This window comes from Fluviispira multicolorata (genome assembly GCF_009208585.1).
Taxonomy (GTDB): domain Bacteria; phylum Bdellovibrionota_B; class Oligoflexia; order Silvanigrellales; family Silvanigrellaceae; genus Silvanigrella; species Silvanigrella multicolorata.
The window spans coordinates 436,960-461,002 of the sequence record NZ_WFLN01000005.1 but is presented as its reverse complement, the minus strand read 5'-3'; the positions used below and the strand labels follow the sequence as shown (position 1 = coordinate 461,002).

21 protein-coding genes and 1 tRNA gene are annotated in these 24,043 nt (G+C 26.2%); 7 read left to right on the top strand and 15 right to left on the bottom strand.

Features of this window, described 5'->3' with window-relative positions; genetic code table 11:
• Positions 1–239 precede the first annotated feature (239 nt).
• Entirely contained in the window at positions 240–398 is a 159-nt protein-coding gene (locus GCL57_RS14760) for a hypothetical protein (RefSeq protein ID WP_161597616.1), read from the bottom strand.
• Positions 399–1,217: 819 nt separating this feature from the next.
• On the opposite strand from GCL57_RS14760, the gene GCL57_RS05565 reads away from it, so the two are divergent.
• Positions 1,218–1,706, top strand: coding sequence for a PhoPQ-activated protein PqaA family protein (locus GCL57_RS05565; protein ID WP_152212303.1), 489 nt, complete (start codon positions 1,218–1,220; stop codon positions 1,704–1,706).
• Position 1,707: 1 nt separating this feature from the next.
• The gene (locus tag GCL57_RS05560) at positions 1,708–2,004 is read left to right on the top strand and encodes a PqaA protein (RefSeq protein WP_152212302.1); all 297 of its coding nucleotides are present in this window, start codon (positions 1,708–1,710) and stop codon (positions 2,002–2,004) included.
• A 259-nt stretch (positions 2,005–2,263) separates the two neighbouring features.
• On the opposite strand, the gene GCL57_RS05555 is transcribed toward GCL57_RS05560, so the two are convergent.
• From GCL57_RS05555 to GCL57_RS05545, 3 genes are all read right to left on the bottom strand, one after another.
• Positions 2,264–2,611 (bottom strand): hypothetical protein, encoded by a 348-nt coding sequence (locus GCL57_RS05555; RefSeq protein ID WP_152212301.1) that lies wholly within the window; start codon positions 2,609–2,611, stop codon positions 2,264–2,266.
• Entirely contained in the window at positions 2,608–3,330 is a 723-nt protein-coding gene (locus GCL57_RS05550) for a hypothetical protein (RefSeq protein ID WP_152212299.1), read from the bottom strand. The genes GCL57_RS05555 and GCL57_RS05550 overlap by 4 nt, the downstream gene beginning before the upstream one ends.
• Before the next feature lie 719 nt (positions 3,331–4,049).
• On the bottom strand, positions 4,050–4,565 hold the full coding sequence (locus GCL57_RS05545; RefSeq protein ID WP_152212298.1) for a hypothetical protein: 516 nt from the start codon (positions 4,563–4,565) through the stop codon (positions 4,050–4,052).
• Between the two features lie 322 nt (positions 4,566–4,887).
• On the opposite strand from GCL57_RS05545, the gene GCL57_RS05540 reads away from it, so the two are divergent.
• Genes GCL57_RS05540 through GCL57_RS05520 form a run of 5 tightly spaced genes read left to right on the top strand, consistent with a single transcriptional unit; the run spans position 4,888 to position 10,667 of the window.
• Positions 4,888–5,631, top strand: coding sequence for a hypothetical protein (locus GCL57_RS05540; RefSeq protein WP_152212296.1), 744 nt, complete (start codon positions 4,888–4,890; stop codon positions 5,629–5,631).
• Positions 5,628–6,911 (top strand): ATP-grasp domain-containing protein, encoded by a 1,284-nt coding sequence (locus tag GCL57_RS05535; RefSeq protein ID WP_152212295.1) that lies wholly within the window; start codon positions 5,628–5,630, stop codon positions 6,909–6,911. The genes GCL57_RS05540 and GCL57_RS05535 overlap by 4 nt, the downstream gene beginning before the upstream one ends.
• On the top strand, positions 6,904–8,217 hold the full coding sequence (locus tag GCL57_RS05530) for an ATP-grasp domain-containing protein (RefSeq protein ID WP_152212294.1): 1,314 nt from the start codon (positions 6,904–6,906) through the stop codon (positions 8,215–8,217). The genes GCL57_RS05535 and GCL57_RS05530 overlap by 8 nt, the downstream gene beginning before the upstream one ends.
• Before the next feature lie 9 nt (positions 8,218–8,226).
• Positions 8,227–9,426, top strand: a complete 1,200-nt coding sequence (locus tag GCL57_RS05525; protein WP_152212293.1) for an ATP-grasp domain-containing protein — start codon at positions 8,227–8,229, stop codon at positions 9,424–9,426.
• 8 nt (positions 9,427–9,434) lie between these two features.
• Positions 9,435–10,667: an MFS transporter gene (locus GCL57_RS05520; RefSeq protein ID WP_152212292.1), complete on the top strand. Its 1,233-nt coding sequence runs from the start codon at positions 9,435–9,437 to the stop codon at positions 10,665–10,667.
• Positions 10,668–10,944: 277 nt separating this feature from the next.
• Here the strand turns inward: GCL57_RS05520 and GCL57_RS05515 are convergent, their stop codons facing one another.
• From GCL57_RS05515 to GCL57_RS05465, 11 genes are all read right to left on the bottom strand, one after another.
• Positions 10,945–11,424 carry a hypothetical protein gene (locus tag GCL57_RS05515; protein WP_152212291.1) on the bottom strand — a complete coding sequence of 160 codons (480 nt, stop codon included), beginning with the start codon at positions 11,422–11,424 and terminating at the stop codon, positions 10,945–10,947.
• A 55-nt stretch (positions 11,425–11,479) separates the two neighbouring features.
• Positions 11,480–12,493: a hypothetical protein gene (locus GCL57_RS05510; RefSeq protein ID WP_152212289.1), complete on the bottom strand. Its 1,014-nt coding sequence runs from the start codon at positions 12,491–12,493 to the stop codon at positions 11,480–11,482.
• Between the two features lie 52 nt (positions 12,494–12,545).
• A complete protein-coding gene (locus GCL57_RS05505) occupies positions 12,546–14,246 on the bottom strand; it encodes a hypothetical protein (RefSeq protein WP_152212287.1) in 1,701 nt (566 codons plus the stop codon).
• 440 nt (positions 14,247–14,686) lie between these two features.
• Positions 14,687–16,420, bottom strand: a complete 1,734-nt coding sequence (locus GCL57_RS05500; protein WP_152212286.1) for a sensor histidine kinase — start codon at positions 16,418–16,420, stop codon at positions 14,687–14,689.
• A 15-nt stretch (positions 16,421–16,435) separates the two neighbouring features.
• The gene (locus tag GCL57_RS05495; protein ID WP_152212284.1) at positions 16,436–17,953 is read right to left on the bottom strand and encodes an ABC transporter substrate-binding protein; all 1,518 of its coding nucleotides are present in this window, start codon (positions 17,951–17,953) and stop codon (positions 16,436–16,438) included.
• The gene (locus tag GCL57_RS05490) at positions 17,944–18,996 is read right to left on the bottom strand and encodes a glycoside hydrolase family protein (protein WP_152212283.1); all 1,053 of its coding nucleotides are present in this window, start codon (positions 18,994–18,996) and stop codon (positions 17,944–17,946) included. Before GCL57_RS05490 ends, GCL57_RS05495 begins: the two co-directional genes overlap by 10 nt.
• Before the next feature lie 9 nt (positions 18,997–19,005).
• Positions 19,006–19,224 (bottom strand): hypothetical protein, encoded by a 219-nt coding sequence (locus tag GCL57_RS05485; RefSeq protein WP_152212282.1) that lies wholly within the window; start codon positions 19,222–19,224, stop codon positions 19,006–19,008.
• A 21-nt stretch (positions 19,225–19,245) separates the two neighbouring features.
• Positions 19,246–20,415: an MFS transporter gene (locus tag GCL57_RS05480; RefSeq protein WP_152212280.1), complete on the bottom strand. Its 1,170-nt coding sequence runs from the start codon at positions 20,413–20,415 to the stop codon at positions 19,246–19,248.
• Between the two features lie 393 nt (positions 20,416–20,808).
• Positions 20,809–21,510 carry a hypothetical protein gene (locus GCL57_RS05475; protein WP_152212279.1) on the bottom strand — a complete coding sequence of 234 codons (702 nt, stop codon included), beginning with the start codon at positions 21,508–21,510 and terminating at the stop codon, positions 20,809–20,811.
• Between the two features lie 328 nt (positions 21,511–21,838).
• Positions 21,839–21,928 (bottom strand) — tRNA-Ser (locus GCL57_RS05470).
• A gap of 39 nt (positions 21,929–21,967) precedes the next feature.
• Positions 21,968–23,950 carry a lytic transglycosylase domain-containing protein gene (locus GCL57_RS05465; RefSeq protein ID WP_152212277.1) on the bottom strand — a complete coding sequence of 661 codons (1,983 nt, stop codon included), beginning with the start codon at positions 23,948–23,950 and terminating at the stop codon, positions 21,968–21,970.
• Positions 23,951–24,043: the final 93 nt, after the last annotated feature.

Genomic DNA, 24,043 nt, shown 5'->3' with positions numbered 1-24,043 from the left:
TTTTTTAAAAAATTTACAAATTTAAATATTTTTTTATTTTACTCTTAAACAGTTAACCAATACACTAAAATAACTTATATTTATTTCAAACTCAGTTAATTGCATATTTTTTAAACATTATTCAAAAATAATATCATTATTTCAGAATGATTCATTCAATTTTTTATTTAAATTTAAAAAAACCTAAATCCACACTCTTTATCTTAAAAATAAAAATTGTAGTATTTCGTTTTATTTAACTAAACAGTCTCTTCTTTTTTAACAGGATGCGCATCAAAACATTTTTCAACTTCGTCTTTTGAAAAATATTTCTTTTTACAGCGGGAACAAACATATTTAGCACCATCCCGTGTATATTTATCGCTAGGATTTTTTTCCTTTTTAGGATTCATATTCATAATGGAGTCCTCCCAAAACCACTTATCGGAGACTTTTAGCCTCTCTTAATAAATAATTAACATATAAAATCTTAAAGTAACTTTTGCTATTCTTTTTCCATAATAGGTTATCGTTTTTAATACACTTTTTAACAGATCTTCAGTTCCTACCCCATTTTTGCTTATGACATAGAATATGGATGACTTAGTTGATTTAAAGCGATAATTATTGATTTAATTCAATTATTTTATGATATACACATCCAAAGATCGCCTCCATTTTATCTTTTCCCTCCTGATTCTTCCAAAATCTTAAACTTTTATCATTTGGAATTAATATGACATTTATTGTGAATCCATTTCTACGTATCAACTTGAAATGAGGATTACGATCAGGCATTAAAAATTAATACAATTGGTCCGATCCTCATGTTTTATACATAATATATTAAATATGTCTTTCTAATGCTCACTGAGGCTTAAAGTGTTAAGAGTCTATCCCTTATAGACTAACTCTGAAGGAACGACCTTCAGCACTTGCACAGCATTGCTAAAATATCTTTCTATATTTACCATGCATTCATGATACTCTTTGACAAATACTAGCTAATCGTAATATTAAAATTGAAGTAATAGGAAAAACGGGGGTATTTCCTGTATTTGAAAACTATTTAATTTCATCAATTTTTTCAAAAAAACCTATCTAAAAAATGAAATTTTAGATTTAATTAAAAAAATAATATATTTATTGTAACATAAGGAGTTTCAATTGAAAAATCTATCATTTTTAATAAAAGCATCTGCTTTAGTTCTTCCAATAGCTTTTGTTTTCACTTAATATTGAAACAAGTCAAAATTGATCCCGCTTTATCAATTTATAAAATGAACTCATTTACTTTAGGAGGAGCCTCAAAAAGAGGTTGGGCAACATGGCTTACAGCAATAGCTGATACAAGAATAACCGCAATAGTTATTGATGTTTTAAATACCAAAGAGCTCATTAAAAAATTCAAAAAAATTTATGCGAATAATTGGCCAATTGCATTATATCCTTATTTTAAAGAGCAATTATTTCAATATACTAACAAAGATAGTTTTAAAGAACTTATGAATATAGTTGATCCATTTGCATATAAAAATACATCAAAGAAAAATCGTTTAAAAATTCCAAAACTCATTTTAAGTTCAAGTGGTGATGATTTTTTTCCTCCTGATAAGGTGTTTGAAAACTATAAAGATCTTAGTGAAAAATCATATTTTCGCTACGTACCAAATTCAAGTCATTATGTGTCACATAAAGTAATAGAAAATTCAAGAAATTACTCTTAAATTGAATCCTAGCATTAAAACCGTCTCACTCTGGCAAGCTATTAATGAAAAAGAAAGAGATTTTCGCTATGCATGTGGCATAAAATACAATGAAATAAAATATCAAACACCGCAAAATCATCAACTTAAAATTACAATCAAAGAGCCCAATACAGGGTGGAGTGCATCTTTTATTGAAGTAACAGATAATGATGGATTTATTCAAACCACGCCCAATATTGTTTTACCAAGAAATAAATTTCCTGATTCTATTGACACAAATAAGAAAGATGGATGCAGCGTATTATCATTACATTAGAATCTAAAAATAAACATTCGTTTTCCATATGTCAGTAAAGAAGTTCGGGTGAGCCATTCAAAGAATTATTTAGAAGTTTTTTATTCGAGTGGTGAACTTTTATCAACCCATAAAAAATTAAAAGGTATTGGAATAAGTAATTTCTCTCTGCTTTTAATCCAATTATTTTTCTACGACAAAATGGGTTGACTGTTGTGCTTACGATATTGCAAAGTTCAAATCTAAAATTTTTATATACTTAGAATCGTGTTAAAAAAAACTATAACGAGTTCTTTAAAATCATTTTTAGAATTTTTTCTGGCTGGCTTTTCTTAAAAATATATTTAATATATTTTTTTTTAAGAATTTTTTGAGCTGCATCAGAAAATATAATAATATTTGATAACTTAACATTTTCATTTATTAAATTTTTATACTTTTTTTCATAAATATCATAAAAATGACAATCTGGAAAATAAAAATCTACTATAATGTAATCAAATAAATCTATATTACAATAATTTATAAAAAATTTTATGTCTTTTTGAAAAACTAATGAGTGAGAAGATAAATTTTCTTTCCAATAAAATAAAAATTCATCTTCATCATCAATAAAAGCAATATTCATATATACACCACCGATTTTTTAAAGGGAATTTGAATTTGGCAAATAAAAATATTATCTTTTATATCTATTAGACTAGAACCACCTTGGACCTCAGTTAGTTTTTTAATAATAGAAAGTCCGCGACTTTTAGAATTTAAATTGATGTGATTTAAATTCGTATAATTTGAAATTTTAATTTTAAAACTCCAACTTTTTAAGCAACTTTCAAATTCAATATATGCAGATTTTTTACTCCCATGATTTGCAATATTACTAATTATATTGCTCGCAATACGGCTCATAAATAATTCATTTGAAAAAATAAAATCAGAATCATTATTATTATTATTAATAAAATTCAGATCAATAGAAGTACCTAACTCTAACTCAAGTTCAAAAGCTGCTTGTTCAAATATATTTTTAATTGAAAAATAATTTTCTCTGAATGTTTTTTCGATTAAATTTAACTCTAGAAGATTTGACATACTCTCCATAAGTAATAAATTTTTTTCAGCTAGTTGTAAAATATTTTTTTCTTTGCTAAATGAACAGTATTTTTTTATAGAACGACTTAATTTCTTACCATCATGCAGTAGATCAAGGCACTCAGAAGATAAATTAGACGATAATAAATACATACGACTCAATTGAGTTTTCTTTTCTTTAAAGATCCAAAGCTGTTCAAAAGTAAAAATAGAGCAAAAGAAAGAAGGGAAAATATAGCAATAATATATTTGCACAATATTTCCATTCATAAAATTTATATAATCAATAATTCTGATTAAGCTTATGATCAGAATAGTAATAGCCACTAAATTAAAATAAATTTTATCTTTTAACGAGCTTTTTTTTGAAATAACATAATTTGATTTATTTAGAAAAATAAAGAAACTAGGAATTAATGCTGTAAAGAAAATCATTATAAATATGAAATATTTTTCGTTTACTTCTACAAAAGTAAAGACCTCGTTAAAAAAAATGGATAAAACTCCCAGAAATAAAATGCAAAAAGTGGGAATCAATATAAATAATTCCATAACTTTAGATCTTTTTAGATTTAAAAAATTACTAGCAGAAAGATATAAAAAGAAGTTAAAACAATATTTTGAAAATAACCCTATAAAAAAAATAACTGAATTATTCGTATCAAAAATCTGAATTCCAGGAAAAAATGCGATATAAAAAATCGAAAAAAAAGCAAATAAAGCAATATTAATAATAGCTTTATTTAGAAAAATTAAACAGAAATAACCTAAAATTATAAAATTACTTATTAAAATGAAAATAGATACTATTTTTAAATTACTATTAAAATCAATTATAATACTAAATGAATTTAATAAAATAAATTTAATTAATATGAAAATGATAATATAAGTTGTTAATAAGAATAAATTTAAACCCAAAAAAATTATCAATTTTGGAAACATATTTATATTTAATTTTTGCAAAATTTTCATTATAAATTTTCCTTATAAAAGGATTTACTGCCATCGGTAGCAGACCTTTCAAGAATAAACTCAGATACTTCCTGTAATAGAGAATTACCACCATACAGAATTGTGCAAAATACTAGGAACAAATGATCAAAATATTTCTCTCTTTTTTTTAAATTAATCTTTTCCTTAATAAGATTTGAAAATAAAGATAATCTCCTTTTATTAAGAATAAAAAAAAGTGTTTTAATCTGAAAACTAGCTTCTTCAGTATTTTTAAATACATTTGAACGATTCTCGAGGAATAAGATAAATTCTGAAAGAGTCATTCCTTCGAGACAAGCAAAATCATGAAGTAACTGAAGTGATTTTATATAATTACCATTAATATCTTTAGTAATTCTTTCGAATTGTCTTAATGAATATCCAAATTTATTAGCTAGATTATGATTAAATATTCTATCTTTTCTTTTTACTCTTTCAAGATAGAACCACATACTTATTAAATAATGCTCTTTATCTAAAAATTTTTTACTCAAGAAGAAACCTTTCATAAATAAGGAGTTAACTATTAATAGATTTTTAAATATTTAGCAAGGTTGATATTAAATAAATTCTATATTTATTGGTAATCTATCTGAAATCATATTTTAATTTGGTAACCTATTTTAGAAACTATTAAAACATATAGTCACAATTATAACCATATGTTTTAATAGCAAATATTTCTCCGAATTAAAAAAAATACGACATTTTATGACATATTATAAAAGTGAAAATTTGACGCTCTTTAAAAGTTAAAGTATTTCTCTATCGAGCAGTTTTAATTAATGGCTTTTAAATTATAATGGAGATTTTTGAATGAATCGTTGCAAAAACATTGGATTACCTAGAAAGAAATTATTTTTATCATTAGAAGATTCAAAATTATTACGCGTTGAAATTGATAATTATATAGACGGTAAAATTGAAGAATTTAATCAAAACATTCCTTTTGCAGAACATTTTAAAAGAGAAGAAAGTTTGCATTTAGGATATTATAAAAGATTTTTAATAGAAACAGTTTTAAGAATTAGGCTACTTCGGGTTGTAGAGTCAAAGGCACTAGTAGAAATTACAAAAATCTCACCGGAAGCTGCTCAGGTTTGGGCTAACTATGAAATGGAAGAAATGATCCATGATGAATTATTCATGTCAGATTTAGAACAATTAGGAGTAAATAAAAAAGATATATTTAAGATTGAACCATATTTATCTACAAAATTATTAAGTGGATATTTTAATTATTTATTGGATCATGAAGGACCATTAGGAGTTGTAATATATTCCTATTTAGTTGAGTATGTAAATGTTAAATTAGACCCGAAAAAAATTGAATCATTAAGAAATAAATTAACCGAAAAACAACTAAAAGGCTATAATTCGCACTCAAAAACAGATATATTTGATGATCATCCAGGAGAGGTATGGAAAACAATCAGATACCTTATTAAAGATGAAATTGATATTAAGAATATTTATAAATATATTGATGAAAATCAATCTATTTTAGGGATGTTTTTTAAAGAAATCTATTCGGAAACAATTGAAAGAAGATCATTATGAACAGAGGGGTGATTATTCTTTCCCATAGAGGGTTTTCTTTTTTAGAAGAAACTATTAAATGGATAAAAATTAGAAATTTAAAATGTTTTGTACTTAGCTCTAGTATTGATTCAAATAGTATATTAGATAGACATAATTTTTTAAAAAATAATACTGATAATTATAAAATAATCGAACATAATTTTCTTGATAAAACTGATATAAAAAAATATATAGAAGAACTTGTCATCAGCGGTTACTTTTTACTAGGCTGTATTTCAGTTTGGGAAAGTTATCGTTCTATTATGGCTTATGCAAATAAATTAATTTGCGTTAATGATTTAACTGAAGAAAATGTAAATAAAATTTCAGATAAGTATTTTCTGCGAAAGAAACTAAATGATTTTGGATTAAGTTCAATAAAATCATATATATTAACAAGAGAAAATATAGAATATATAAAAAAAGAAAATAGAAAAATGTTTCTTAAACCTAGAATTGGAATGGCTTCATTTTTAACAAAAAAATTAGATAATGATACATATGATGAACTTATAAAACATCTCTTTATCGCTGAAAAAGATCTTGATTTTAATGGCACCATAAATTCAAAAACTGATTTAATTGTAGAAAATTTCATTGAAGGCAAAGAGTATAGCTTTGAGGTTGTATGTTCAAAAGAATTAATTCAAATTTTGGCCGTAAATGAAAAATATTTTATTCATCAAACTGGATTTGTAAATTTAGAAACAGCTTGTGTTTGTCCTCCAATTTCATTAACAGAAAATGAATTACAAAATGGAATAAAATATATTACTGATGTTTGCTCTATTTTGTCTTTAAATAATGGTGTGTTTCATATTGAGGCAAAGTATGAAAGATCCATAAATAAATGGGAAATAATTGAAATTAATTGCAGAGTTGGTGGAAGCTTTATAAATAAAAGCTCTGAAAAATGGAGCGGCATAAATTTAATTGACATTTGGCTAGATATTATTTTAGGTAATGAAGAAAATCTCCATAAAAAAATAATAAAATCGATTAAATACGAGGGCATTTCTTCTTTTTTCCGAGTTTATTTTGGCGAACCTGATAAAAAAATATTATCCGTTTCTAGAAATGAAGTTGAAATTGAACCAAATGAATGTCAAATTCTTATAAAATTGCCAATTTTAACACCTAAATCTCAAAGAGAAATTTTCATTGCTCAATCTATATGGCATATGAAAGAAATAGACAATGAAAAGGCTCATAAAATTATGCTTGAATCTAATAAATTATTGGAGATAAAATATGCTTAATTCAGTTATTATAATCGACTATAATCTTACTAGATTTAATGATGTAAAAATAATGTCAAATTATATAAGAAATAAATACAAATTACATGTTATTTTGATTCGAGAAAGTCCAAATAAGATAGATTTTAATCTTGCTGATCATGTTATTGACCTACAGGTATTAGATAAATATTTTGTTGATAAATCTGTCTATCAAATAGAAAAAATGAATATTAATCCTGTCGCTATTATACCATTTTCTGACAATTCTGTTATTAACGGCTCTGCACTTGCAGAGCATTATAATCTAAGATCAGATCTATCAGAAAAAGCACTAGCAGCATTTTCCAAAATTGAATATAGATTAAAAGAACAACAAGAATCAAATATTGAAAATTATTTATATAGACCTTCATTCTGTATTGTAAATAATAAAATAGATATTGATTTATTTTTAGAAAAAAACACACTCCCATTTTTTTTAAAAGCTGCATGCGAAGGTAATAAAAGAGGAATTATTAAAGTTAAATCTATAGAACAAATTGAAAATTCATTTAGAAAGGTAGAGCAATTTTTGGAAGCAGGAGTCTCTTGTGAAGAATCAATATCATTTGAAAGAGAATTTTCTGCAGACGGAATAGGAAAATTAAAATTTATTACTGAGAAATTTACTGATAAAGAAGGAGAACATCCTGTTGAATACATGCAGATAGTCCCAGCTTTAATAGATAAAAATATTGAAAATATTATTCATTTATCTTCAAATTTTGCAAATAAAATCTGTGGGCGTTTAATAGGCCCTTATCATAATGAGATAAAAGTCAACATTGATTCACAAAAGGCGGCCATTATTGAACCTAATCGACGTCCTGCAGGTATGAAAATTTGGTATTTGGCTGAAAAAGTTTTTGGAATTAATTTATTTGAATACTGGATAGATCTTTTAGTAAATACTAATCCTAATTTTGAAGACAAGCTTGTTCCGAAGGGGATTTGCGCAATTAAAATGTTGAAAGCTCCTAAAACAGGAATTTTATATGAAAATCTAAATAATAATGACATTCTAGAACAAATATTGTCACATTTGAATATAAATAGTTTTTATAGTCAAATAAATTTTTTAGAAATATTTGATTTGGAAATATTTATTCATAAAAAAAATTCAAAAACCATTTCTGACTTGCAAAATAATTCTGACTTTATGGGTAGCATATGTCTTTTTATTCCTACTCAAAATATTACAGAGAAAGAAAGAAATTATATAATTGATATTTCAAGAACTATAGAAAATATTTGGTATGAAATTATAAATAAAAAAATAAGGTAATAATTTATAATGAAAATTCTAATTTTACATCGCATTCCATATCATAAAATTGATTATCATTTAGGCATAAATCATAATAAGCATAGTGTTTTTTATATTGGATTAGAGTCATCCCTCTCTTCAATTCCTAGTGAATTGAATTGTCATAAAATAATTAGAAATACTGAAATAACGTATTTAGATCAAGTTATATCTTTGTCAAAAGAAGTTAATGGTTTTGACGATATTATTTCACTTTCAGAATATGAATTGCTTGAAGCAGCACAATTACGCGATTTTCTTTCAATTGGAGATAAAAATTCATTTTCACGCGCAATGCTTGTACGTGATAAGGTTTTAATGAAAGAAGAATGTGCAAAAAATAATATTAAAATCCCTGTAGTTTTTAATTTAAAGATGTTTTATGAAAATAAATCATATAGAGAGAATATATTATCTAAATTTAATAAATTAATATTAAAGCCACGCTCAGGAGCTTCAAGCGAAGGAGTAAGTATAATTGATTCCAAATCATCTGAATCAAAAATAAAAAGTATTAAAAATATAGAAGATTTTGAGCTTGAAGAATTTATTGAAGGATCTATATTTCATGTTGATGGAATTGTAAATAATGGTAATATACTTCGTTGTGTATCTAGTAAGTACATTAATACTTGTTTTGATTATGCTTACAATAAACTTCCTTTAGGTTCAGTGCAGCAATATAGTGATATTACGAATAGAGAATGGATTCAAAAAATTATTTGTGCACTAAAAATAAATGAAGGAAGTTTTCATCTCGAATGGATTTTAAGAGGCAATGAAGCAATCTTTTTGGAAATTGCAAACCGAGTTGGTGGAGCGGATGTTGTTGAAACTTTTCAAAGAAAAACGAAAATTCATTTGCCTTCTGCTGAACTTGCATTAAGAGTAGGTGAAAAGTATACTTCTGATTTTAGCCATTCATATGAGAGTGAAAATTTTTATGGATGGTTTGTTTATCCTGGTCATATTTATAATGAATCGAGAATAAAGATAGATGGTTTTTCAAAATTTGTAGAATCTAAATTATTAATCAACTATAATAAATTATCAAATAAAACCTCAAAGAATATGACATACCAAGCTTATGAAGTACCTTTATCAGGAGTGGTCGTTGGAAAAAGTCCTGATGAAGTTAGAACTTTTATTGAAAATATATTTTATGATGTAAATATTCAACCTATTTGAGGTTTTTTATGAAAGCAGGATTTTATAAAAAATTTTCTATATGTTCATTTTTTTCTACATTGGGAGATCAATTTACTTTATATGCAATTCCTTTAATCGTTTTTAAATTAACTCAGAGCATTGCGCTTTCTGGGTTAACTTTTGCAATAGAATGGATTCCTCGTGTTTTAAGTCTACCCGTCGCAGGTGTCTTTTGCGATAAGATTTCTTCAAAAAAAATCTTTATGATATCAGAGTTTTCTAGAATGTTGCTTCTTATTCTAATATTTTTGAGTTTAAGTATATTTCAAGATATCTTTAACTTATTAATTTTTTTTATTGCTCTTTTATCTATTTTTAATGCATTTTCATTCGTTAGTTTAGATTCGGCCATTAGTAAATATTTTTCAATTACTGATTTAAAAAAAGCGCAGTCAATTATGCAATCAAGTAATCAAATAAATAGTATATTAGGACCTGCCATAGCCGGAGTATGTGTAAGTTTTTTTCAAATGAATATTATATTTTTATTTGGCGCTTTTTTTTATTTTTTTTCATTATTATTTTTTATATTAAATAAAAATTATTTTTCTTCTTTAGATAATTTTCCCATTCGTTCAAGTGATAATATTTTCATATCTATTTTTAAAGATAATTTAAAAGCAGGAGGAATTATTTTTAACAATATTCAATTAATTTATTTTCTCATTTTTTCAACTCTAATTAATGTAATTTATGGTATGATTTTAGCTCTTCTTGTTCCAATTATTTCACTTTCTTTAAAATTGCCATTATATTATCTGTCATTTTTTTCAATATTTGCTGGATTTTTTTGTGTATTTACACTTATATCTATCAATTCATTTTTAAATAAAATTGATCTCCAAATTTTAGGATGTTATTCACTTTTTTCCATAGCTATTAGTGCGATTTTTTTTGGCTATTTAAATAATTTATATTTTATGATTTTTGCATTTTCCATTCTAATTACAAGTATAAGTGTTTTTAACATATTTATCCGAAGTGAAAGATCTAGGTTAATACCATCAGAAAATCTTGGTAAATGCACCGGATTAATTGTAATGATATCTCAATTAAGCTTACCATTGAGTGGTTTTTTCATTTATCAATTTAGTAATAAAATACCACCAATATCATTATTGAATATTATTAATACTCCAGTTTCAATATTGATTATTATTTTAACTCTTTTTTATTTTTTAAAATTAATTAAAACAAATAATCTAACAAAAGTTGTATGAGGTAATTTCATCATTCTTTTTCCCGGATAATCTAACATTTTTTAAAAATATATATTTTTTTATCTTTTATAATTTAACTGTAATTTTATAAATTTATAGTTAAAATTTATCTATTTCAAAGTGCTTAATAAGTAGAAACATGATAAATTAATATAAGAATAAAATAAATATTTTCAATGGAGATAGATATTTTTTGCTTCTTAAGAGTATAATTAGGGTGTGTTCTCAAATTTTCCTCCAAATGATGCAACACCCGTAGGCATCTAGAAAAACAATACTATTTAGTATCACTCACACCATATTGCTGCAGTCTTTCTTTATGGTGTGCTTCAATATCTTTTAACTTATCTGATACGCTATTGAGTTTTGAATTTATTATATAACTTTTTAGTATACTTATTCTCTTATAAATTTTTGAGTACTGCTCTCTTTCTTCTTTTGATAAACTATTTGAATTTAATCTCTCAACAGCATTTTCTAAATCAAGTTTTTTTTCTAAGTAAGTTTTTTCTTCTTCAGCTAACTGTAAATTATTAGGAGTATTTTCCTTATCTTCCATCGTATTTATAACGGGTGCTTCTTCTTTTTTAGCTTCTGGTTTAATCTCATTTTTATGAACTGATTGATCTGCCGTCACCTGAGTTATAGGAGTATTCTTATTTATAACCATTTCATTCTTTAAGTGATTCTTTATATATATGACAATTAAAGAAATTGATATTATAGATATAAATAAAAAAATATACTTCTTTTTCATGCTTTATTTCCTTCTATTCTCTTCTTTATATAGTTATATAATATATCTTATTAAATTATTTTTGATACTCATAAACCACCTTTGCATTATATGGTATTGAATTTATTTCTTGAATCTGCATCGCTTTATACAAACTATTATTATCCATATTTAAAATAATTCTACCATTATCTGGAGAAATTAATCTTTCAAAAATTGCAATAAATTTTTTGTGCTCTATATTGTCAAGATTTATCTTTTGTAAAGATTCTTTTAAATATAAGCCTGATAACAACATATTTCTGTCTCTTGAATTGTAAACTGTATTATCATAGTATTCAGAATTATGAGTTAACATATTCTGATATAAATTAACAATTTCATTGTTTTCAAGAAGCTGCGATACAGTACTTTGTTTTCCAAATTTACCTGAAAAATTCATTTTAATTTTTGCTTTACCTGAATATAGATCACATACTAAATCACTTAAAGACATTTCAAAATTAGTAGAGCCGCCTGTAAACATAGTTTGTGTAAGAAGTAAATCTGTTTGCGGCTTAAATTCTTCTTTGAGCCCAATAATGTTTGAAATTGCATTTTTATCATATTCAATTATATAATTTATTTTATCAATAGAAAAACTATTATCTAATTGAAAATTAGATATATCAATATTTTTTATCTCAGCAGCTTTTTCAAGAATTCTTTTTCTGAATGTAGCCAAGTTAAAATGGATACCAGAATCAGCCGCTATTAATACAATATTAAATTTTCTGACAAACTTTTTTTGTTCATTTCTTACTGTTTCAGGAAACATTGTATTGACGGCATTAAGGGCTTTCGTCTCAATTTGTGCACAACTTTCTTTTGTAATACCTGATGGATAAAAAGATCCAATACTATTACTTTTTAAATTTATTGTGCCTGTCAGATTTTTTGGAAGAGAAACAAAAGAGACTTGATTGTATTCGTCAATTGTAAAAGTAACAGGTTCAGAACTTTCTGGTATTTGTAAATTATAATTTACTGCGTAAATATTAAATGAAATTATAGAAAAAAAAGAAATTAAAAAAAAATCAACGTATCTCATAAAAAAACCTTTCAAAATGCGATTAAAAAATCATTTTTTTAATCGCATTTTTTTATAATTTACTAGAAAATGTCAGAGTTGAACTTCTATCTAATATTTGATATCCATTCACTTTATCTTCTACCCAAACATTTGTATTTGTCTTAAAATCAGATACTGCTGTTGAATTACCAAAAATTGAACCAAATGTTCCAAGTACAAAAGAACCAACTTGGCAATAATAATAATAACACCTTCCTAACTGAGCTGAAGCATACATAATTCCAGATGTAGGAGGAGGATTTAAGCTTGGCGGAGTTGAACCAGAATTAATCATTGCAAATTGCCTTAAAGCTTTATCAACTAAAAGAATCTTTTCCTGACTTGTTATTTCATCTTGCTCTTGTTTAGTATATTGAAACTCAGAAGAATCTCCATCAAAAATAATTGAAAACCAATCTTTAGATTCTTTATCTTCTATTACAGAATTTACACTTGTTGTTGAAAACCATCCTCCATTACTTGTTTTTCGTTCTACTCTAGAAAACATATTATATAGATTATAAGTTGCTTTAAAAGATCTTCTTGCTTTTAGTTGATAAGTATAATTTACGTTCAAAGCTAAATTTGCAGAAATATTATTTATATTATTTGCAGCAATTGGTTTATTTACATCTTCATAATAAGTACATGCACCATTTAAATTCAATCTAATTTTTCCAGAAATACTTCCAAAAGGTGATTTACCTTCACTCTCACTATCATTGAGTGTTGGAGGAGTTTTAGAGGAATCAATATTTTTTATAGTTTGTGCTTTTAATCCAGGAATATTTGCATCTATTAATGTAGAAACAGTTGAATCAGCTTCCCCCGTGCTGTTTTTTAATGAACTGCTAAACATTGCATCTTTTATTAACATTGGTTGCCAATGAAGATTTAAATTTTGATTCAACTGCTGATATTGTTGAACTAATGAATTTGTGTCTACATCAAAAATAACTTGAGCAGTAAGTCCTTCTAAAATAACATATCTCTGATAAGAATTAATTGCTGCACTTGATATATTATCTACAGATGTTTGAAGATCCAATAATGGCTTAATAGCTTCCACATACTTATTATTTTGATATACATAATCATCAGAAGCTTTATTTCTTTCTTTTTTTGCTTGATAATAATTCTCTTCAGCCTTATTAAATACTGTTGCTAAAAAAAACTTATAGTCATTCATTAATTTATCTAAATATTGCTTTGCTGCTAATGTTTCTGGAGAAGTAGGATCTATCCTCGATTGTCTTGAATATGTGGCTCTTGCTTCATCAATTTCATCCGTATATTTTTTATCTGTAGTTTTAACGTTTTCATATATTGAGCTAGCTACATCATAGACAGATTCTTTCTCTGTAAGTTTTAAATGTAATTTCTCTTTCTCTTTATAAATTGGTTCATAGTCTTTCACCATTTTGCTAATTTTTTCTATTAAAATTAACCTTACTTTAGTACTTTCTTCCAGTGCTTTTAAATCATTCTTTAGTGCAGGGCAAATTCCCAAATTTGAATTTTGTTGAACAGCAGATACTGTTACTTTCCCAATATTAGGAGGTAATACATACCCAGTTGTACATTCTTCATCAAATGCTATCCCACTTGCATTATTAGGATGTTTAATATTACTTAATGCACATTTATTATTAATTGTTGGGCCACCTGCAAAAGCATTGTAACTAAGTAGAGCAGGAATAAGCAATCCAAAAGAAACTGGTTTGAAGCTCACTAAATCCTCCTAAAGGAATTAAAATATTCTATTAAATATCAATTACTTAACTAATATTTAATAAATATAAAAAAATAAAATGTATTAATCTAAAAATCTGCTGGCTATCATATTTGAAAAAAAAAATTAATCAAAAAAATTTGAGCATTTTTTTGATTAATTTGCTTTAATATTATTAAAATCACATTACTATATTATTTATTTTTTGTTAAATTAAATAATTAGTATATGATAATTTCCCAATACAACTTTTTCGCAAAGGAAAGAAGGCGCTTTAAATCTATAATATATACGGATTTTGGATTTTTTGAAAAAAGCTTTGCATATTTTTTTTGAGCTAATTTTAAAAACGCTTAACACTATCATATAGTTTATAAAAAATGTGTTATAATCAAATAATCATTCAATAATGAATCAGATAAAGTGAAGTTTAGTCAAAACTAAATAATTTCTATAGGAATATAATAAGCAATACTTTTTGGTAGTATTTTAATACCATATTCTTTACATTTTTCTTGCACAATAAAATCATCATATCTACTAGTAATAAGAATTGATTTATTTGTTAAATCATACTCTTTAATAAGATCAATTCCCGTTAAATTTGAACCGATAAGTTCAAAGTCTAAAAAGAAAAATATTTTATCTTTTTGATTAAATGATTTATAAAAATCCATAAACTGCAATTGGTTTTTAAAATGTTTAACAATAATATTATATTCAGGCTTAATTATTGATTTTAATTTATGGCGCATAACATCATGTATTGACTCATCATCATCAAATATGACTAAAGTACTATCCTTTTGTAAATGAACAATTTGTGGAAGCCAACTAGGAGAATCTGAAGCCGGCAATTTAATAGTAATTACAGTTCCTTCATTTACTTTTGAAGTTATACTGAGATTTCCAAACCAAGACTTTATAAAATCAATTGAGCTTGATAAACCTATACCACTTCCAGTTTCTTTAGTAGTTAGACCACCTTCTTTCACCTTTTGTAAAATTTCCTCCGGAATTCCACAGCCATTATCTTCTATTTTAACATTAAAAATATTATTGATGATACTTAAAGAGACATTCACATATCCATTATATTTTATTGATTCAACAGAATTATTAATTAAATTTGATAAAACCGATTGAAATTTAGAACTATTTACTTCAGATGTTTGAGTTAACACATCATTGTCAATAAATGCATTGATTTTAATATTTTTATTAGAATACTGAACTCTTTTTTCAGAAACAATTTTGTCAATTAATATTGAAATAATCTCTTTAGAAATGGAATTTTCACTTAAATTAGATTTTTTATTTAGTTTACGAATAAGATTATTTGCAATATCATCAATTCTTTCTGTAGCATTACGAATAAATACTCTTTCATTTTCTGGCAAAGTACTTATTCTTTTTAAATATATATTTAGAACTGACAAAGGTGATCGTATATCATGTACAACTTGTGACGCTACTTTAGCTATAGCTTCAGATTCAGTTTTTTGAACTAATTGTTTTTGAGAAGAAACAATATTTTTAGCCATATATGCTACAGAGTTAATTAAGTTTTCTATTTCATAAAAGTTTGATTTAAAACTAATCTTTTGAACAGCAATTTCTTCAATAGAGGAATTTTGTAATAAGTAAGAAATATTTTGAACAGGATTTCCAAAATATTTACTCATATAGTTCACAAAAAAAGCCAATATAATAGCAGTAACTACAATAATTAGTATAATGGCATAAATTGATTTCATTAAGGCATCTTTTATTGATAAATCTGAATAATTTGCTATTGTAGTTGAAGCTACTTGATTCCTCCTTTCATCAAAATATGTATTAGTTTTAATATAACCTATACTATGAGTTATATTTTTATTAATTGGAAAATTACATATTACATTACCATTTGAGTCATGCACTTGGAGAGCCTTAAGACTGCCAGAATCATAAAATAATCTACACTTTCTAAATACTTCAGCGTAAAAACCAGTTAAAATGTCATTTTTGATTGAATCAGAAAATAAATTTTGAGACATTAATATTTTTTCTTTAAATGATGTAATTAAAGTATACTTAACAATAAAAAATGTGCTCAATGCATATATTATAAACACTAAAATAAAAAGCAAAAAAGTAAATAAAAAAATTGCTCTTTTAAAATTTAATTTCATACGGTACCTTATATATTATTTCCAAAATATTTTCCATAGCTCACCCTCATATCGAAATTTTTCCTCAGGTATTACAATATTCTTCTTTTTAATTATAGGTAAACTAGCTTGAAATAATGGAATGAAATAAAATTCATTTTCAAATCTTTTAAATGAATCAGAATATTTTTGTAATCTCTCCACAGGTTCACTTATAAAACGATATTTTTCTAATTCTTTAAATAAACTATCAGTAGGAATATTACCAAAATTAATGATACTATTACTTTTTAACGGATCCAAGTATCCATCTGGATCAGGAAAATTCCCAACATATCCTGCAATTAGTAGATCATATTGATTCTTTTTAATTTCGTCTATAAAATTTAAATCTACAAAATTCCATTTTACTTTAACTCCTAGCTTTAAAAAAGTATCTTCAAATATTTGAAACATTTTATTATTTATATTCCCTTTTTGCACTAATATTTTAATATTTTCTAATAAGTCTAATTTCTTTGACGAAAATACATAATCACTATTGACACTTTTTTTATAATACTCAATTGGCATAACTCCTTTGGGAAAATAATAAGGATTATATGAATAGAATTTTGAAAAATCTGAAGAACTATTGAAAGATTTTTGAATAGCATTACTTATATATTTTCTCGCATTTTTATTTTTAAATCTATTTTTACTCAAATTAAAAAATAAATGAGTATATATTAAACCACTCATTTTTTTTAACTCATATTCTACTGGTAATACTACATTTTCTATTTCTCCTCTTGGAAATCCAATAATAATATCAATATTATTATTTTTTAGTAATTCATTTTCTTCTACAGTATATTTCAATTTAAAAACAGATATTTTTTTAATGCTAGGCTTAATATTAGAATAATTTTCATATCTTTTAAAAATAAGTGATTCAGAGTCACTTGAGTACTCTGCTTTTAATGGTCCTGATCCAATAGGTATTTTTGTAGATATATTACTTTTTTGTAGAATAGAAAATGCTGGCATACTCAATATATAAATCAATGCAGGATAGGCACTTTTTAAATGAAATTGAATTGTATAATCATTTATCACATTTATACTTGGATGAATTTCTCCATATTGCAATAACTTTGAATTGCTTAAAACTTTTTCAAGGTAACTACCTGTTATTGATTCTGATTTCGGCCAAAAATGTCTTGACATGCTCCAAGCAACATCATCTGCAGTAACTAAATGCCCATTATGAAATTTTGTATTTCTATTTAAATAAAAAGTATATATTTTTTTATCACTTGATATTTCCCATTTCTCAGCAAGATCTCCTACTATTGAACCACTTTCATCAAAACGAATTAATGTCTGAAAAGCACATTGAACTAATAAATAATGCTGATAATTCCAAACCTTAACCGGATCTAGAGTTTCTGGAAATGCTGACACAGCAACATTAATCATATTTAAATTTTTTCTATAATGCGACTGAGATAATGAGGAAAGAGGAAAAATTAAAAATATCACTATGAATATCATTTTATATTTTATAAACATTTACATCCCCATAATTTATTTTTAAATTCAATTTCAATATATTCTTTTCTTATAAGGAGTTTTAAATTTTTATATATTTTATTATCTCTTCCTTGTTTTAAATATTTCAATAATTGTAATGATCCAGCTTTTTTCAGGAGATTTAATGATTCTTTTATATGATTTAATTGAGTTTTTGATGAAAACATATTTTCTTCTAATAACTTCTTTATCTCATCATTTAAATCTGCTAATTTGTATTTTCCATTATTGATATTATAATAATAAATTTCTTTTGAATCTATATATCTATAGAAATAAGGAATATCATTTCTTAATAATTGTTCTTTCTCTGATTTACTTATAATATTTTTATTATAAAAATAATTTTTATAAATATTAGTATTGCAAGGAATTACTCTAATAGGTTTTTTTTGAATTCTCTTACTATATAGTATTTTCAAATAAATATCATTATATATATCAAAAAAGCTCAAATAACCATATATTAAAGATGATATATAAAAGCCACTAGGGTTTAAATTGAAAACATCTTTTAACTTTGATAAACCGCAACTTTTATCAAATGTTGGATTTAAAGGCAATAAATGAGTTTGTGATAATAAATGCAATTTATTAAAGATGCATTCAATATCAATGGCACCAAATTTAATTTCATTATCAATATTCTTTCCAAATATTATATTTTCATAATGCAAGTCTGTAATTCCAAAAAATGAAAATAATGCTATAATTGCACCAAATGACTCCCAATTATTTTCATTTAAAATTGGTTGAGTTATCTTTTCTACTTTTTGATAATCAATATAGCCAGAAGAATAACCACCTTTATCAGGTAAAAAATTCAATGAAGGCAGCAAACTGTACCAATAAGGATACAAATCACTAGTATTAATTAAATTATTCTTAAAATGATTAATTAAAAAACTATTTTTACCTAAAAACATCCATTCCCAATAGATACAGCGAGGTTTATAAATTTTATTATCTGCATTGATATAAACTCTTTTTTGGCCATTATGAGGATCTCCAAGAAATATCATTGCTTTTCCTCATAATACTGTTCCAAAAAATTTAAACGATTTAATTTCTAATTTATCTAGATCCATACATTCTAATTTATCTAGATCCATACATTCTAATTTATCTAGATCCATACATTCTAATTTATCTAGATCCATACATTCTAATTTATCTAGATCCATACATTCTAATTTATCTAGATCCATATTTATGCATTTTTTTTCTTGTAAATTATTAATTTTATACATATTAAATATACTCCATAATGATTAATTGATAATCTCTTTTAACTCCGCATTTTTTAGTATTGAATAAAATAATACTAAAAATATTGCTAAGATTAAAAATAGCGCCCTTATTGTATTGTCATAATTTATAAAACTATAAATTATTTCAAATATCCCCAAAATAATTTGAGAATATATTAATCCAGCAGCTGAGATACCTGCTGCTTCATGCGGTTTACTTATTTTAAACCATTCACTGTTTATTTGTAAGCTTATCAGTGGATAACAAAAAAATATCAATGAAAATAAAACTATTTTCATTGGAAGAGAATTAGAAATCGGAAGAAGAATCAGTGATAAAATAATAATTGACAATGATATTAATACTAAAGGTATACTTAGAGATATCATATTTCCTTTATTTCTTAATTCAATAATTTTACCCCCTATAAAATAAAAAGAACCGTATAATATTAATGATATTGCATAACCATATTCATTACCAAAAAAATTTTCACCATATTTAAAAAGCATTATATTTGTTCCACCAAATCCAGCACAAACTAAAATTTCAGTAACTAAAATTACTTTTCGTGCTGGAGTAGAAATTAAGGATAAAAACATTTCCTTATACTTATTTGATTTTGATTTATTTGTAATCTTACTAAATTTCTTCATTTTCCAAAATATTATAGCTCCAAATAATGAGCCAATTGCGTCTAGCACAAGGACAACTTTTGCCATTTGTAAAGAAGGAGCTATCAATAAAAAAATCCCCACAAGACAATACGAACCTTGCATTAACACATTTGCTAATAAATTTAATCTACTTGTTTTTTGAAAATCAGGTAATTGCTTTAACCATGCGAATCTTAAAATAGAAATAGCTCCACCAATAACTCCTTTAAAAAAAGCACAGACAACAAATAACTCGATTGACTTTATAAAAACAGCTAGCAATATTAATGAAGTTGTAGAAAAAAATAATAATTCTGCCACAATTCCTATTTTATGTGGTGCAAATTTATTATGAATTAATGGAGATATAATGCTTCCAACTACATTTCCGATTCTCATTAAGAAAAAAAACATGCCTAAACTTAGCAAAGATGTTCCAAATGACGAACTTAAAATTGGTATAAATCCATTTGTAAGCACCGTTGGTACATTTGAAATTAACACCTGCAGAACAAATGGATTTACTTCAAACATACTTATTCCCTTAATTGCAATAAATTATTGGAATTAAATTTAAACTATAAAAATAAAATACACTGTCCATTATTAATAGAATAATTTTAAGTTGTCAATTTATTATTTTTAAATTAATTGGAGGTCTATTTAAATTTTATAAAAATTTAAATAATTTATATTCAATAATATTATATATATCTAAATGTAAATTATAAAAGAAAACCAACAGTTCCTTTTATATTAATTTTATTTTATTAATAAATACCTGCATAATTGTAGCTCTCCATTTCAATCTGGCACTTTTCAATAAAAAATAGAAGAGTCAATGAATCAGATCGCAATGCTACGCAGAAGATTTGGATACGATGATAAAAGAGTTGGGTTTTTATAGAATCTTCTGACTTAGTTTCACTACCTTAAAGAATCAGGAACACAACCACATTCCTTGGTTTCTGTGGTTCTTGAAGTTTTCAAATTGTTTATATGGTCATAATTAATGGTTTTTTTAACTATTGAACATTGAAAATGCACTTCTAAGGTAACTTTGGAAAAGAAATTATGAGCTCGACAGGGATCAATATTTACTAAATATCCTAAGACTGCCCCAATTATAAAACAACCCAACCCAAAAATATTATATAATTTATTTATTTGCTCACTATTATCTTTATTTCTTTCATATTTTATTAGTCCAAAATCTTTTTTAAATCCTATATACACATTATTCTCGGAAGCTTTTTCTTCAAACTCTTCCAAATATTTAAAAACTCCTTCAAGTTTTGGTCGATATATCTGTACCTCAATTATTTTTGTAAACAATACTAATAAGACAGATATTATACTAAAAACAAATATAAAAGGAATCTTTATATCATGTATTAATAGTGAATTAAAATCTTTATAGACAGTTATATATGAAAGAGCCGCATTGCTGTCTGTTGAATTTAGAATAAAATCTTTTATCAGACCTATAACTGGCAGTGCTATAGCTGCTCCGAATGCCAGCTCTCTAATATTCGTTATAGTGTCATAAATATGTTCAGCTCGCTTTATTGCTTGGAAATAAACACTTAAATCATCTTTCTGCTTTTTCTCTTCAGTTTCCTCACCCATTTCTGTATTTCCTTTCCAAAAATGAATATCGGAATACTAAAAGATAAGTTGATTTTTTGAAAAAAAACTAAGTATTATTTATAATTTACATATAATTAACAATGTAGAGTGCAAAAACAAATAACAATTAATTTAGTATAAATCATGGCTTTATTAGAATTTTTGAAAGATTGAAAGCTCAACACTCACAACATTTATATGGCGCAAAGGTAGATATCTGTCGTCGCATTCAGATAACGAAAAAAATAGTTTGTAATTTTTGAAAATGATTATCTTAAAAGAAATGAGTTGTTTTTCTACAAAACTCTGTACTTATATAGGTTTAAAATGGCGGAGAGCGGGGGATTCGAACCCCCGGTACCCTTGCGAGCACGCCTGATTTCGAATCAGGTACATTCAACCACTCTGCCAGCTCTCCAACCGGTTTGGAGTGTTTAACATACTTCTAAATAAAAAATCAACGCACATTGTTATGTTGTTTTTTCTTCTGATTTGCAGTTGCCACTTTTTTGCCCGAGTTTATTTTCTTTTTCAAAGTCACTGAGCGAGTTACTTTTTTTGCATTAATTGTAGACTTATTCTTTTTAATTGAAGATTTTACAGTTAATTTATTATGAATCTTATTTTTTACAACTAAATGTTTTTTATGCTTTCCAATTTTAGAATATTTTGCATTTGCATATTTACTTGATGCCAGTCGTGCATATTGCCCCGTTCCCAACGACACTGGAATATATACGACTTGGCCTTTCTGCAGATTTGAGTTTGCTTTTAAATGAGCATTTGCCTTTAAAACAGAAGCTGTCTTTATGCGATAACGAGCTGCAAAAGAAGTTACTGTTTCACGCCGTTTGATACGAGCCGCAAGCATATATTGAGTTGGAGCATTTGGCAGCATATCTATGGAAGCCAAAGCCATATCGAACTTACTCGCAGGAACTTCAAGCTCAAAATTCCCTGCTGAAGTTGCATGAGGAGGGGGAGTGATGCCAAGACGCAACTCAGGGTTTAACGACTCCAAAGTATTTTTATCTACATTAATTGAACGTGCGAGATCACTTAATGAAATAGAACGGGACAACTGAATGGTTTTTGTAGGAGAAGATAATGGAGCTGCTGTGATATCAAAACCAAATTTATCTGGGTTTTTAGAAATAATCATGGCTGCAATAAGTTTTGGAACATAATCAGCCGTTTCTCTATTCACCACCCCCATTGAAGTGAGATCAAAGAAAGTTGAGTCTTCCCCATAATTTCGAAGAGTCCTTTGCACACGCCCTGGACCACCATTATAGCTTGCTGCAGCTAAATGCCAACTTTCAAACATGCCATAAAGATTTGTTAGATATCGTGCCGCTGCTTTAGTTGATTTTTTAAGATTTCGTCTTTCATCAACATAATCGTTAATTTTAAGCCCATATTCACGCCCTGTGGCTGGCATAAACTGCCAAAGACCCACTGCTCCAGCAGAACTCAATGCTTTAGGACTATACCCCGATTCAATCATAGAGAGGTAGACAAGATCTTTTGGAAGTCCATGTATTTCAAGTGTTTTTTCCATTTCAGGAATAACGGCTCGACTGCGTTTGAGCCAAACAACAAAGCTTTTTCGACCGGATCCTCTAAAATAGTTAATCCATTGAAGAACTTGAGAGTTTATTACAATTGGAAAATCAAACTCCAAACGATCAATCGTGGGATATGCTATTTGAATAAAACGATTTGTCCGTGCTTGAGAAAGTGCTCTATTTCTACTCACATTTGTCTTATAATTCTTGCCATTTTCTTCGATCCAAGTTTTATCAAATTGTTCTTGCCATGAATTATAATAAACACTGTCTTGGCACAAAAGAGCACTGTCTTCATTAGTACTTGCAGCATTCATGTCCTCTGAACTTACATTGTTAAGAGGATCTTCGGCTGATAATGCTTCATCAGTGGAATTTAAAATAAGATTTTCTTGATCATCGAGATCTTCGGAGTTAGGAGAAGAGCTGTTCTCTTCGGATTCGATTAAAAGATTTCCTTCAGATGAACGAGATTTAAGAGTGGGGACATTTGCTATTTTTTTTGATTTTTCAGGAGATTTTTTTTCTAAAATTAATTTTTCTTTTTCATTGTTCAATTGTGCTTCTTTATTTATATTTCCGTTTAACACAATACTTTCATTTGAATTAATTTTATTATTTCCTGATAATTCTGTGCTAGGTTTTTTGGCTGTAAGGGACTCAATATGTGAAATTTCATGATTATTATTTAAGGAAATTGTGTTCTCATACAATCCACTTTGACAGCCCGCAAAAAGAGGTAAAAGGAACAATGGAAAAAATTTGCCCACACGAAAAGTGCACCTTACACCAAAACTTGGCACAGCACTTAGAATGTCTTTTCTTTTTAAATTCTTATCATTCACCTTCAATGCTCCGTATTGCGACAGCATTATCTGTCCTTATCGGCATGATCGCACGCATATTAATATGCTACAAAAATTGAAATGATGTTGTAATCAACACAATCAATCCATTATGTTTAG

Coding starts and splice junctions, on each gene's coding strand:
- GCL57_RS05555 (WP_152212301.1), bottom strand. CDS start 2,611: ATGAATATTGCTTTTATTGATGATGAAGATGAATTTTTATTTTATTGG.
- GCL57_RS05515 (WP_152212291.1), bottom strand. CDS start 11,424: ATGAAAAAGAAGTATATTTTTTTATTTATATCTATAATATCAATTTCT.
- GCL57_RS05500 (WP_152212286.1), bottom strand. CDS start 16,420: ATGAAATTAAATTTTAAAAGAGCAATTTTTTTATTTACTTTTTTGCTT.
- GCL57_RS05495 (WP_152212284.1), bottom strand. CDS start 17,953: ATGTTTATAAAATATAAAATGATATTCATAGTGATATTTTTAATTTTT.
- GCL57_RS05520 (WP_152212292.1), top strand. CDS start 9,435: ATGAAAGCAGGATTTTATAAAAAATTTTCTATATGTTCATTTTTTTCT.
- GCL57_RS05540 (WP_152212296.1), top strand. CDS start 4,888: ATGAATCGTTGCAAAAACATTGGATTACCTAGAAAGAAATTATTTTTA.
- GCL57_RS14760 (WP_161597616.1), bottom strand. CDS start 398: ATGAATATGAATCCTAAAAAGGAAAAAAATCCTAGCGATAAATATACA.
- GCL57_RS05480 (WP_152212280.1), bottom strand. CDS start 20,415: ATGTTTGAAGTAAATCCATTTGTTCTGCAGGTGTTAATTTCAAATGTA.
- GCL57_RS05535 (WP_152212295.1), top strand. CDS start 5,628: ATGAACAGAGGGGTGATTATTCTTTCCCATAGAGGGTTTTCTTTTTTA.
- GCL57_RS05525 (WP_152212293.1), top strand. CDS start 8,227: ATGAAAATTCTAATTTTACATCGCATTCCATATCATAAAATTGATTAT.
- GCL57_RS05490 (WP_152212283.1), bottom strand. CDS start 18,996: ATGATATTTCTTGGAGATCCTCATAATGGCCAAAAAAGAGTTTATATC.
- GCL57_RS05510 (WP_152212289.1), bottom strand. CDS start 12,493: ATGAGATACGTTGATTTTTTTTTAATTTCTTTTTTTTCTATAATTTCA.
- GCL57_RS05475 (WP_152212279.1), bottom strand. CDS start 21,510: ATGGGTGAGGAAACTGAAGAGAAAAAGCAGAAAGATGATTTAAGTGTT.
- GCL57_RS05485 (WP_152212282.1), bottom strand. CDS start 19,224: ATGTATAAAATTAATAATTTACAAGAAAAAAAATGCATAAATATGGAT.
- GCL57_RS05530 (WP_152212294.1), top strand. CDS start 6,904: ATGCTTAATTCAGTTATTATAATCGACTATAATCTTACTAGATTTAAT.
- GCL57_RS05465 (WP_152212277.1), bottom strand. CDS start 23,950: ATGCTGTCGCAATACGGAGCATTGAAGGTGAATGATAAGAATTTAAAA.